Annotated in this window: 10 protein-coding genes; 8 read left to right on the forward strand and 2 right to left on the reverse strand. The window is 65.7% G+C overall.

Annotation, left to right across the window (positions count from 1 at the left end; genetic code table 11):
- The first annotated feature begins 4 nt into the window (after positions 1-4).
- From G471_RS0108410 to G471_RS0108435, 6 genes are read left to right on the forward strand one after another with little or no spacing between them, the layout of a single operon-like run.
- Positions 5-1225, forward strand: a complete 1221-nt coding sequence (locus G471_RS0108410) for a TolC family protein (RefSeq protein ID WP_081700172.1) — start codon at positions 5-7, stop codon at positions 1223-1225.
- An 11-nt stretch (positions 1226-1236) separates the two neighbouring features.
- On the forward strand, positions 1237-1734 hold the full coding sequence (locus tag G471_RS18310; RefSeq protein ID WP_157272469.1) for a hypothetical protein: 498 nt from the start codon (positions 1237-1239) through the stop codon (positions 1732-1734).
- Entirely contained in the window at positions 1731-2840 is a 1110-nt protein-coding gene (locus G471_RS0108420) for an efflux RND transporter periplasmic adaptor subunit (RefSeq protein ID WP_028994968.1), read from the forward strand. Before G471_RS18310 ends, G471_RS0108420 begins: the two co-directional genes overlap by 4 nt.
- A 7-nt stretch (positions 2841-2847) precedes the next feature.
- Positions 2848-5952, forward strand: a complete 3105-nt coding sequence (locus G471_RS0108425; protein ID WP_028994969.1) for an efflux RND transporter permease subunit — start codon at positions 2848-2850, stop codon at positions 5950-5952.
- Positions 5953-5974: 22 nt separating this feature from the next.
- Positions 5975-6373, forward strand: a complete 399-nt coding sequence (locus tag G471_RS0108430) for a hypothetical protein (protein ID WP_028994970.1) — start codon at positions 5975-5977, stop codon at positions 6371-6373.
- Complete coding sequence (locus tag G471_RS0108435; RefSeq protein ID WP_028994971.1) at positions 6357-6830, forward strand: DUF411 domain-containing protein; 474 nt, start codon at positions 6357-6359, stop codon at positions 6828-6830. Before G471_RS0108430 ends, G471_RS0108435 begins: the two co-directional genes overlap by 17 nt.
- On the opposite strand, the gene G471_RS17115 is transcribed toward G471_RS0108435, so the two are convergent.
- Entirely contained in the window at positions 6821-8644 is a 1824-nt protein-coding gene (locus G471_RS17115) for an ATP-binding protein (protein ID WP_051295374.1), read from the reverse strand. The genes G471_RS0108435 and G471_RS17115 overlap by 10 nt on opposite strands.
- A 158-nt stretch (positions 8645-8802) precedes the next feature.
- Between G471_RS17115 and G471_RS0108450 the strand changes: the two genes are divergently transcribed.
- Both G471_RS0108450 and moaE read left to right on the forward strand, forming a co-directional pair.
- Positions 8803-10377: a peptide chain release factor 3 gene (locus G471_RS0108450; RefSeq protein WP_028994972.1), complete on the forward strand. Its 1575-nt coding sequence runs from the start codon at positions 8803-8805 to the stop codon at positions 10375-10377.
- A gap of 2 nt (positions 10378-10379) precedes the next feature.
- Positions 10380-10832 carry a molybdopterin synthase catalytic subunit MoaE gene (gene moaE / locus G471_RS0108455; protein WP_028994973.1) on the forward strand — a complete coding sequence of 151 codons (453 nt, stop codon included), beginning with the start codon at positions 10380-10382 and terminating at the stop codon, positions 10830-10832.
- 47 nt (positions 10833-10879) lie between these two features.
- Here moaE and G471_RS0108460 read toward each other — a convergent pair whose 3' ends face one another.
- A complete protein-coding gene (locus G471_RS0108460; RefSeq protein WP_028994974.1) occupies positions 10880-12493 on the reverse strand; it encodes a methyl-accepting chemotaxis protein in 1614 nt (537 codons plus the stop codon).
- Positions 12494-12637: the final 144 nt, after the last annotated feature.

The raw sequence follows: 12637 nt of genomic DNA on the forward strand, positions 1-12637 counted from the left end.
CCTGATGCGCATTTTCCCGCGCTTTCCCTTGTGGATACTTTGTTCCGTGGTCCTGGCCCCGCCGGTCCACGCCGAAAACCTGGCCCGCGCTTTTGCCGATGCCTGGGCGCGCCAGCCCGCTGCGGCGGCGCAGGCCGAACACCAGCAAGCCGTGGCCGCGCGCCGCGCTGCGGCCAGCGCGTGGACGCCCGAATCGGCGGCGATCGAGCTGGGCGGGCGTAGCGACCGCTTCAATCGCGACACCGGCGCCGCCGAAGTCGAACTCGGTCTGGCCATTCCCTTGTGGCTGCCCGGCGAGCGCCGTGCCAGCCAGGGGCTGGCCGGGGCCGAGGCCGCCTTGCTCGACGCCCGGCTGGCCAGTCAGCAATGGCAACTTGCCGGCAGCTTGCGCACGGCTTGGTGGGAGTGGCAGCAGGCCCGCGAGTCGCAGTTGCTGGCCGAAGGCCGGCTGGCGGCTGCCGAACGTCTGCGCGACGATGTCGGCCGGCGGGTCAAGGCTGGCGATTTGGCGCGCAGCGACCTGCATCAGGCCGAACTGGCAGTCGCCGTGGCCGAAGCCGAACTGGCCGAGGCCAGCGGGGCGCAGGCGCTGGCTGCCGGTGACTTGCAGGCGCTGACCGGCAAGGCCCCCGCCGATGTCGCAGCAGCCGGCGAAACGCCGCCGGCCGAGACGCCCGCCGACGACTGGCTCGACCGCCACCCGCAAGTGCGCTGGCTGCAGGCCGTCGCCGAGCAGGCGCGCCAGCAGCAGGTGTTGGCCCGGACCCGCAACCGACCGCCGCCGGAAATCACTGTCGCCACCCGCCAGGAGCGCGATGCCCGCGGTGCACAGCGCGATCAGAGCTGGGCGCTGGGCGTGCGCATTCCGCTGTCGGCCGGCGCCCGCCACGATCAGGCCGTGGCTGAAGCCAGTGCCGGCCGGACCGAGGCCGAGATCGCTGCCCAGCGCGAGCGCGAACGGCTGCAGCAGGCGGCCGCGCTGGCTGCCCGCCAGGTCGCCCTGGCGCAGACCCGGCTGGCCGCCGCCGAGAAAGGCTTCCGCCTGGCCAGCGAAAACCTGCGCCTGTTCGACAAATCCTTCCGCCTGGGCGAGACCGACCTGCCGACCCGCTTGCGCATCGAGCACGAGGCCTTCGTTGCCGAACGCAAGCTGCACCAGGCCCGCCTGCAACTGGCTGCCAGCCTGTCCGCCCGGCGCCAGGCGCTGGGCCTGCTCCCCGAATGAACGAGACGATCATGAAAAGACACTTATTTGCCCTGTTGCTTGCCTGTGCCGCCCTGCCGGCGATGGCGGCCGAAACCCCGGCGCCGCTGCCGGTCGTGGTCGCCGAGAGCGAACTGTTTGAAATCGTCGGCCGGCTCGATACCGCCGGCCTGATCCTGCATGTCGATACGGCCCCGGACAACGCGCCGGTGCTTGACGCCAGCCTGGGCCTCGAACTGGCCGGGCGCGAAATCCAGGCGGTCTTCCGCCCCGCCGAGGGCGATTACCTGATCGCCGACGCCGACTGGCTGACGCCGCTGCGCCAGCCCGGCGAACACCTCCTGTCCTTCACCCTGCTGGCCGGCGACGAGGCCGACCTGCTCAGCGGCGAGCTGATCGTCGATGCGGCGGCACCGATGCCGGCAGCCGGCTGGCAGCTTTCACCCTGGCTGGGGGGCGGCTTGCTGGCGGCCTTCGGTCTGATCGGCAGTGTCTGGTTTTACCGTCGTCGCCGGGGAGTACAAGCATGAAGCCGCATCTCTTTGCCCTTGCCCTGGCCGTGCTGGCCAGTTCTCCAGTCTTGGCCCACGAAGGCCACGATCATGGCGATGAAAAGGCGGCGCTGCCCAATCTCGGCAACACGCCGCAGCGCCAGCCGGACGGCGTGGTTTTCCTGCCCAAGGCGGCACAACGCCTGATCGGCGTGCGTACGCTGCCGGTCAGTGCCGGTGAGCATCCACGCGGGCTGGAACTGAACGGGCGGGTGATCGTCGATCCGCGTCATGGCGGTCAGGTGAACACCATGCAGGCCGGGCGCATCGACGCGCCGGCCGATGGCGTGCCTTTACCGGGCAGCAAGGTGCGCAAGGGCGCCGTGCTCGCCTGGCTGACGCCGGCCAGCGGCCAGATCGAGCGTGCCGGCCAGGCCGCCCAGCTGGCCGAGCTGAAGGCGGCGCACGCGCTGGCTGAACGGCGGCTGGCGCGTCTGCAGGAACTGGCCGACACGGTACCGGCGCGCGAGATCGACGCAGCGCAGAGCGAACTGGGCAGTCTCGCTGCGCGTATTGCCGCCATCGGCGGTGGCCTGTCCGGGCGCGAGGCGCTGCGGGCGCCGCTGAGCGGCGTCGTCGCCGCCGTGCATGCAGTGCCGGGGCAGATGGTGGCGGCCGGCGAGACGGTGTTCGAGATCGTCGATCCGGACAGCCTGCACGTCGAAGCCCTGAGTTATTCGGCGCTGCCGGCGGCCGACATCGTCGGCGCCAGCGTCGCGGCCGGCGGCGACAGCCTGGCGCTCGATTTCCTCGGTGCCGGCCAGCGGCTGCGCGAACAGGCCTTGCCGCTGTTGTTCGGTCGGCGCGGCGACGGCCTGGGCTTGCGCCTGCCGCTCGGTCAGACGCTCAGCGTGCAGGTCGAGTTGCGCGGCCAGGTCCGGGGCTGGGCCGTGCCCAGGCAGGCGGTGGTACGTAGCCCGGCCAACGAGGCCATGGTCTGGGTCAAGACGGCGCCCGAGCGCTTCACCCCGAAAGCGATCCGCAGCGAAGTGCTCGACGGCACCCGGGTGCTGGTCGTCGATGGCCTGGCCGATGGCGACCGCGTGGTCGTCGACGGTGCCAGCCTGATCAACCAGATTCGCTGAGGTCGCCATGTTCCAGTGGTTATTGAACAAAAGCCTCTCAGCCCGCCTGCCGGTGCTGGCGGTGGCGCTGATCCTGATGGCTTACGGCGCCTTCGAGGCGCAGCGCCTGCCGGTCGATGTCTTCCCCGACCTCAACAAGCCGACCGTGACGCTGATGACCGAGGCCGGCGGCATGGCCCCGGAAGAGGTCGAGCAACTGGTCAGCTTCCCGCTGGAGACGACGCTCAACGGGCTGCCCGGCGTGTCCGGTGTGCGTTCGGTGTCGGCGGCCGGTCTGTCCATTGTCTATATTTCCTTCGACTGGGATACCGAGCTGTATCGCGCCCGGCAGATGGTCGCCGAACGCCTGACCGCCTTGCAGGGCAGCCTGCCGCCGGGCGTCGTGCCGCACATGGGGCCGGTGTCGTCGATCATGGGCGAGGTGATGATGCTGGCGATCCCGCTCGATCCGGCGCAGGGCGATGCCATGCGCGCGCGCGAGTACGCCGACTGGGTGTTGCGCCCGCGCCTGATGGCCGAACCGGGCGTCGCCCAGGTCATTCCCATCGGCGGCGAGGTCAGGCAGTTCCAGGTTCAGCCTGACGGTGCGCGCATGGCCGAACTTGGCGTCAGCCTGGAAATGCTGGAAAACGCCTTGCGCGGCCACGCCGCGAATACCTCCGGCGGCTTCCTCGAAATCAACGGCCGCGAATACTTGATCCGCCATCTCGGCCGCTCGGCTAGCCTCGACCATCTGCAGAACCTGGCGGTGACGGTGCGTGCCGGCCAGCCGGTGCTGCTCCGCCAGGTGGCGCAGGTTGGCTTCGCGCCGGCCGTGAAACGCGGCGACGCCGGTTTCAACGGCGCACCGGCGGTCATCCTCAGCATCCAGAAACAGCCGACGGCCGATACCGTCGATCTGACGCGGCGCATCGAGGCGGCGCTCGACGGCATCACCCGCGGCATGCCGGCCGGTGTGCTGGCGCCGGAAGTGATTTTCCGCCAGGCCGATTTCATCCAGGCCTCGATCGACAACCTGCAGGCCAAGCTGTTGCTCGCTGCCTGTCTGGTGGCGGCGGTGCTGTTCTTCTTCCTCGGCAACCTGCGCGCCATGCTCATTTCGCTGACCGCGATCCCGCTGTCCATCCTGGTCGCCGTGCTGGTCTTCAAGTGGCTGGGACTGTCGATCAACACGATGACGCTGGGCGGGCTGGCGATTGCCATCGGCGAACTGGTCGACGACGCCGTGGTCGATGTCGAGAACATCCTCCGCCGCCTGCGTTCGGCAGTAGCGCGTGGTGAGGATTTCCAGTTGCGCGAACTGGTCATTGCCGCCTCGCTCGAAGTGCGCTCGGCCATCGTCTATGCGACGCTGATCATCGCCCTGGTCTTCGTCCCGCTGTTCGCTCTGCCGGGTATCGAGGGGCGGCTATTCGTGCCGCTCGGCATCGCCTACATCGTCTCCATCCTGGCCTCGCTGCTGGTCTCGGTGACGGTGACGCCGATCCTGTCCTACTACCTGCTGCCCAAACTGGCCGCCAGCCAGCATGGCGATACCCGCCTGGTGGCCTGGCTGAAGCGCCATTACGACAACCTGCTGCGCCGGGTGCTGGCGGCGCCCGGCCTGCCGCTGGGACTGACTGCGGCAGCGGTGATCGCGGCGGCGGCCAGCGTGCCGTTCTTCCCGACCACCTTCCTGCCACCGTTCAACGAGGGGTCGATGACGGTGACGGTTCGCCTGAATCCGGGTGTTACCCTGGCCGAGTCGGTCCGCGTCGCCAGTCAGGCCGAGCGCCTGCTGCTGGGGGTGCCGGAAATCGAGCACATCGGCCGTCGTTCCGGGCGGGCTGAGCTCGACGAGCATGCCGAAGGCGTCTATGTGTCCGAGCTGGAAATCCGCCTGAAGCCCGGCGGCCGTGACCGCGAGGCGATCAATGCCGAGATCCGGCAGCGGCTCAAGGATCTGCCCGGCAGTCTCAACCTCGGTCAGCCGATTTCGCACCGCATTGACCACATGCTGTCGGGCGTGCGCGCCCAGGTGGCGATCAAGATCTTCGGCGACGATCTGGATATCCTGCGTGCCAGTGCCGCCACGCTGCAGCGTCAGCTGGCGGGCATTCCCGGTGTCGCCGACCTGGAAATCGAGAAGCAGGTGCTGGCGCCGCAGGTCAAGGTGCAGGTCGATTTCGCCGCCGTCGCGCAGCACGGGCTGTCGCCGGGTGAATTGCTGCGCCGCCTGCAGATGCTGGTCGATGGTGAGAAAGTCACCCAGATCATCGATGGCAACCGCCGTTTCGACCTGCTGCTGCGCCTGCCCGAGCGCGAACGGGCGCCGGATGGACTGGCCAGCCTGCTGATCGAGACGCCGCTCGGCGCCGTGCCCCTGTCGCGACTGGCGAGCATCGAGGAAAGCGACGGGCCGAACCAGGTGGTGCGCGACGATGGCCGGCGGCGCATCGTCATATCGCTCAACGCCCAGGGGCGGGCACTGTCCGAGGTGGTCGCCGACATCCGCGCGGTGACCGGCGAACTGCCGCTGCCCGAAGGCTATTTCATCACCCTCGGCGGCCAGTTCCAGGCACAGGAGGAAGCTGCGCGGCTGATTGCCGTACTCGCCGTCGGCTCGGCCCTGCTCATCTTCATGGTCCTCTACGCCCGCTACCGTTCGGCGCTGCTGGCCGGCCTGATCATGGCCAACGTGCCGCTGGCGCTGGTCGGTGCGGTGTTCGGCCTGTGGCTGTCCGGGCAGCCGCTGTCGATTGCGGCGCTGATCGGCTTCATCACGCTGGCCGGCATCGCCACCCGCAACGGCATCCTCAAGGTCAGCCACTGGCTGAACCTGATGCGTTTCGAGGGCGAGCAGTTCGACCCGAAGATGATCGTCCGCGGTGCCCTGGAGCGCCTGACGCCGGTGCTGATGACCGCGCTGGTGGCGGCCTTTGCGCTGGCGCCGTTGCTGTTCGAGGCCGACCAGCCGGGCACCGAAATCCTGCATCCGGTCGCCGTGGTCATCTTTTCCGGGCTGGTCGGCGCGACCCTGCTCGACACCTTCATCACCCCCGCGCTGTTCTGGCGTTTCGGCCGCAAGGCAGCCGAACGCCTGCAGCGCGATTCCTTCAGCGAAGCACTCTGATTCATCAACCAGGAGATATTCCATGAAAACCCTGATTTCCACCCTCGGCCTGGCTGTACTCCTTGCCGCCTCGCCGGCCATCGCCCACGAAGACCACGGCAAGTCCATGCACGGCGGTTTCGTCCTCGACGCCGGTCATGCGCAATTCGAGATTGTCGGCAAAGGCGATACCGTGACCGTTCATGTCAGCGACCACGGCAAGCCGGTGGCCACCGCCGGCGCCGCCGGCAAGCTGACGATCCTGACCGGTTCGAGCAAGCGCGAGATCGAACTCAAGCCGGCCGGAACTGACCTGTTACAGGGCGCAGGCACGATCAACCCGGGCGACCGCGTGCTGCTCAACGTGAGCTGGCCCGGCCAGAAGCCGATGAGCGCGCGGACCACGGTGAAGAAGGAGAACGCTCATGCCGGCCACCACTGAGCGTCAATTGCGCCGCCGGCTGCTGCAGGCCGCCTTGCTGCTGCCGTTCGCGGCGCTGGCGGCGCCCACGCAGAAGCAGCGGATCGATGTCTGGAAAAGCCCGTACTGCGGTTGCTGCAAGGACTGGATCACGCATCTGGAAAACGAGGGTTTCGCGGTGATTGCCCACGAAGTCGACGATCTCGACGCGGCCCGGAAACGCCTGGGCATGCCGGCGCGCTACGCCTCGTGCCACACCGCGCGGGTCGGCGGCTACCTGCTCGAAGGTCATGTGCCAGCGCGCGAAATCCGCCGGCTGCTGGCGGAAAAGCCCAAGGCCATCGGTCTGGCCGTGCCCGGCATGCCGGTCGGTTCGCCGGGGATGGACGGCCCGGCCTATGGCGGCCGGCGCGATCCTTACGATGTGCTGCTGGTGCAGGGCGAACGCAACGCCCGGGTGTTTGCCGCCTACCGTTGATGCCGGCTGGCCTGTAGCCACTTGTGGATGGTGGCGAACAGGCGGTCGGGATCGACCGGCTTGGTCAGGTGCTCGTTCATGCCGACCGCCAGACACTGCTGGCGATCCTCGAGGAAGGCGTTGGCCGTCATCGCCAGGATCGGTGTCTTTGCGTAGGCGGGCAGAGCGCGGATGGCGCGAGTGGCGTCGATCCCGTTCATCTTCGGCATCTGCATGTCCATCAGGATCAGCGCGTAGTCGTTGCGGCTGGCCATCGCCACAGCCTGTTCGCCGTCCTCGGCGATATCGACCTTGAGGCCGACGTCTTCCAGCAGGCCGAGCGAAACTTCCTGATTGATCGGTTCGTCCTCGGCCAGCAGGATGCGCGTGCCGGCAAAGTCCTGCTGCAGTATCAGCGCGCTGTCGGCGTCGGCGGCCGGATTGGCCGGCGTCGCACATTTTTCCAGGCAGAGCCGGAACCAGAAGGTGCTGCCCTGGCCGAGTTCGCTGCGCATTCCGATCTCGCCGCCCATCAACTGCACCAGGTGCTTGCTGATCGCCAGTCCCAGACCGGTGCCACCGTACTTGCGGCTCATCGAGTTGTCGGCCTGTTCGAAGGCATTGAACAGGCGGCGCTGGTCGGCTTCGCTGATGCCGATGCCGCTGTCGCTGATCTCGAAACCCAGACAGATCGTCTGTTCGTCGGTGCGGATTTCGCTGATCTGCAGCGCCACCTTGCCTTGATCGGTGAACTTGATGGCGTTGATCATCAGGTTCAGCAGGATCTGCCCGAGCCGGACCGGGTCGCCGCATAGGCACAGCGACGACAGGCTGGGCGGCAGGTCGATCTCCAGTTTCAGGCCCTTTTCGCCGGCACGCTGGGCGAGCAGGCTGTGCAGGTTTTCGGTCACCGCCCCCAGGCGGAAATCGATGCGTTCCAGTTGCAGGTGGCCGGCTTCGATCTTGGAGATGTCCAGGATGTCGTTGATCACCGCCAGCAGGTGCTGCGAGGCCTGCTCGATCTTCTTCAACTGCTGTTGCAAGCTGGTCGGCGGCGACTGACGCAGGGCCAGGCCGGTCATGCCCATGATCGCGTTCATCGGCGTGCGTAGTTCGTGGCTCATGTTGGCCAGGAAGGTGCTTTTCGCGCGGCTGGCGCGTTCCGCGCCTTCTTTGGCTTCCGAGAGCGCGGTGGTGCGTTCCTCGACCAGTGCTTCCAGGTGCCCGGTGTGTCTGGCAACCTCGGCTTCGAGGCGCTTGCGTTTACGGATGTCGACCAGCAGGGCGATGGCGATGGCCGAGACGAGCAGGAAGGCGAGGCCGAGTACGCCGATGATCAGGCGGCTGCGCTGTTCGATGTGAGCCGTCTGCAGGTCGACCATTTCCTCCAGGCGTTGCTGGTAGTACCAGAGGTCCTGGCTGGCGTTGCGCCCCGGGGTGATGTCGTGAACGACCGAGAAGAGCAGGCGGCGACCGTCGAAAACGTAGGGCCGGCTGAAGACCTCGACGGTGCGGATAGTCTCGTCGGCCAGCCGATGCCGGAAGATGAAATAGTTGCGCCCTTCTGTTTCGGCCAGCCGGCGTTCCTCGGCCACCTGCTCGTCGGTGAAGGTGTTGATCTGCTGGATCGACATCTGCCGCAGCTTGTCGCGCTCGTAACCGTAGAAACGGCTGGCCGCCGGGTTGGCATCGACGATCTCGCCGCTTTTCGGATCAATGAGCAACATGACCGTCGCCTGCTGCTCGAAGATTTCCTGGAATGACGGGGTTTGAGCACGAGCCGGGGAGAGCAGGGCCAGGGTCAGTCCGAGGAGGGCGAAAAGGCGGAGCAGCAAGGAATTTCCAGTTTTTGGGTGACTTGAATCAATTATCCGATGTTCGGTATGGATATTACTTTAGTAATACAAAGTCCGTCCATGTTCGGGATCATCGATTCGGGGCACGATGGCGGGCAGGTATAATGCCGCCCTTTACCTGACGTATCCGGATACCCGTGAGCCAGCTCGACGAAGAAATCTCCCGCCGCCGCACTTTTGCGATCATTTCCCACCCCGACGCGGGTAAAACGACGCTGACCGAAAAGCTGCTGTGGTTCGGCGGCGCCATCCAGGTGGCCGGTGAAGTGCGGGCGCGCAAGGCGTCGCGCCACGCGACCTCGGACTGGATGGAACTGGAAAAGCAGCGCGGCATTTCGGTGACCTCGTCGGTGATGCAGTTCCCCTACCGCGAGTGCATGATCAACCTGCTCGACACGCCCGGCCACGAGGACTTCTCGGAAGACACCTACCGCACGCTGACCGCCGTCGACTCGGCGGTCATGGTGATCGACTCGGTCAACGGCGTCGAAGCGCAGACGATCAAGCTCCTGAACGTCTGCCGCATGCGCGACACGCCGATCCTGACCTTCATCAACAAGCTCGACCGCGAAGGCAAGGAGCCGATCGACCTGCTCGACGAAATCGAGTCGGTGCTCGGCATCCAGTGCGCGCCGATGACCTGGCCGATCGGCATGGGCAAGCGCTTCCGCGGCGTCTATCACCTTTACGACGACACCATCGCCTTCTTCGACCCGCAGGCCGAGAAGGGCACGGCCGAGATGATCAAGGGGCTGGACAATCCGCGCCTCGACGAACTGATCGGCAGCCAGGCCGACGAACTGCGCAGCGACATCGAACTGGTGCGCGGCGCGTCGCACCCCTTCGACGCCGAGGCCTACCTGTCGGGCAAGCAGTGCCCGGTGTTCTTCGGCTCGGCGGTCAATAATTTCGGCGTGCAGAGCCTGCTCGACGCCGTTGTCGACCTGTCGCCGGCACCCAAGGCGCGGCCGGCGGTGAGCCGCACGGTGGACGCCTTCGAGCCGAAGTTCTCCGGCTTCGTGTTCAAGATCCAGGCCAACATGGACCCCAAGCACCGCGACCGCATCGCCTTCCTGCGCGTCTGCTCCGGCCGCTTCGACCGGGGTATGAAGGTCAAGCAGGTGGCCACCGGCAAGACCCTGTCGATCAACAACGCCATCACCTTCATGGCGCGCGACCGGTCGACCGCCGACGAGGCCTGGTCGGGCGACATCATCGGCATCCCCAACCACGGCTCGATCCGCCTCGGCGAGACCTTCACCGAAGGCGAGGAGCTGCGCTTCACCGGCATCCCGTCGTTCGCGCCGGAACACTTCCGCCTCGCCCGCATCGCCAATCCGCTGAAGATCAAGCAACTGCAGAAGGGCCTGCAGCAACTGGCGGAAGAGGGCGCGACCCAGTTGTTCCGCCCGCTGTCCGGTACCGACCTGATTCTCGGGGCGGTCGGCACGCTGCAGTTCGACGTGGTCGCCAGCCGTCTGGAAAACGAATACGGCGTGCAGGTCATCTTCGAAAGCTACAATTGTTCGACGGCCCGCTGGATTCACGGCGACGCCGGCGAACTCAAGCAGTTGTCGGAACGCTATAGCGCCAACGTCGCGCTCGACGGCGCCGACGACCCGGTTTACCTGGCACCGAACAATGTCTACCTGAACATGGTCAAGGAAAAGTATCCCAAGCTTCGTTTCGAAGAAGCGCGCGAGGTCGCCTGAGCATGAACGTACGCGTCCAGCAAGCAGATTTCGACGTCGGTGCCGAACTGGCCGCCTTGCGGGCGGCCGACCCACGGGTCGGGGCGCTCGCCTCCTTCCTCGGTCTGGTGCGCGACATCAACGACGGGGCCAGCGTTTCGGAAATGACGCTCGAGCACTACCCGGGCATGACCGAAAAGGCGCTCGAGGAAATCGTCGTTGAAGCCAGGTCTCGTTGGGATATCTACGACGCGCTGGTGATCCATCGCGTCGGGCCGCTCAAGCCCTGCGACCAGATCGTGCTGGTGGCGGTTACCAGCGCGCATCGCGGCGAGGCTTTCGCCGCCTGTGAATTCATCATGGATTACCTGAAGACCAAGGCGCCGTTCTGGAAGAAGGAAGCGACGCCGGATGGCGGGCGTTGGGTCGACGCCCGGGAGACCGACGACAGCGCGGCAGCGCGCTGGCAGAAATGAAACAGGGGCGCCGCGGCGCCCCTGGTTTTTCCGGGTAAGGAAACCGCTCAGGTCTTGAAGCGGGCAACCGCCTCATGCAGTTCGCCGGATAGCTGATGCAGGCGACGCGCCGCATCGGCGGTGTGGCGCACGGCAATCGCGCTTTCCTCGGACATCTGGGCGATGGTTTCGAGCTTCTGGGCGATGTCGTTGCTGGCCTGACTCTGTTCGGAAATCGAGTCGGAAATGCCATTGACCACGAAAGTGACGCGCTGGGCACCGTCGCGGATACGCTCGATCGAATCGCCGGCCTGATTCGCCAGTTCTACGCCCTTGCCCACCTTGGCCACGCCGGACTGCATGCTGCCGACCGCGCTGCGGGTGCCGTTCTGGATCTTGCTGACCATTTCGGCGATTTCGGTGGTCGACAGGCTGGTCCGTTCGGCCAGTTTGCGCACCTCGTCGGCAACCACGGCAAAGCCGCGACCCTGTTCGCCGGCACGTGCCGCCTCGATGGCGGCATTGAGCGCCAGCAGGTTGGTCTGGTCGGCGATTTCGCGGATGGTATTGACGATGGAGGTGATCTGGTCGGATTGACGGCCCAGGTCTTCGACGATTTCCGACGAGGACTGAACGGCTTCGGAAATCTTGCGCATCTCGGTTGCTGCGCTGTGAATCACGGCTGCACCTTCTTCCGAAATGACGGCGGATTCCTGGGAAATGCCGTGCGCTTCGCCGGCGTTTTCCTTGACCTGATCGATACTGACCGCCATTTCCTCGACCGAGGCAGCCATCGACGAGGCGGCATCGCTCTGTTGGCGGGCGCGGTCTGCGACTTCCTCGGAAGCATGCAGCAGCTGATCGGCGGAACTGGCAACCTGCTCGGCATTGCTGACGATGGTGGTGATCATCGCGCGCAGCGTGTCCTGCATGGCGCGGATGTCGGCCAGCAGGTTTTCACCCGGCGGGCAGTCGACCGGCGTGGACAGGTCGCCGGCAGCGATGCGGCGGGTGATGACCGAGGCAGCAGCCGGGTCGCCACCGAGCGTGCGGATGATGCTGCGCGAAACCAGCAGCAGCGAGACGGCGATGAAGCCGCCGATGGCCAGACCCCAGAGCAGCAGTTTGATGGCGTCCCGGCGGAACTGGGCATCGACATCATCGACGTAGATGCCAGTGCCGATTACCCAACCCCAGGGCTGGAAACCCATGACATAGGAAACCTTGGGCACACCTTGCTCAGCACCCGGCTTGGGCCAGAGGTAATCGACGAAACCGGCACCCTTGCTCTTGACGACGCTGTTGAACTCGAGAAACAGCAATTTACCGTTCTTGTCCTTCAGCTGGTCGAGTTTCTTGCCTTCAAGATCCTTGCGGATAGGGTGCATGACCATGAGGTCGTTGAGGTCGTTGATCCAGAAATATTCGACTTGGTCGTACCGCATGTCGCGCAGGGTGTCAGCTGCCATTCTCTTGGCGTCGTCCTCGCTGATTTTTCCGGCCCTGGCCTGCGCTTCAAAATGCGCGACAGTGAGTTGAGCAACCTCGACCAGGTTGCGAACCTTGTTCTGCCGGTCTTCCATCATCCGTTGCTTGCCGTCGATGAGTAGCACGGCGAAAAGAATGATCAAGGCACCGATGGTCGCCAAGGTCATGGCAGTCAGTTTGCCGCGTAGTGTCATTGGCACCCCCCCATTTGCATTCTCCTGAAACTGTTTCTAAGGACTTTTATCATTCTTGTAGGTTACCCCAAAATCCTTCGTTGGCAATAGGGGATTCCGAGGGGCGTCACTTGAAAAAACAGTCAAAGGCCTTATCTGGTTGAC

Source organism: Azonexus hydrophilus DSM 23864, assembly GCF_000429605.1.
GTDB classification, from domain to species: Bacteria; Pseudomonadota; Gammaproteobacteria; order Burkholderiales; family Rhodocyclaceae; genus Azonexus; species Azonexus hydrophilus.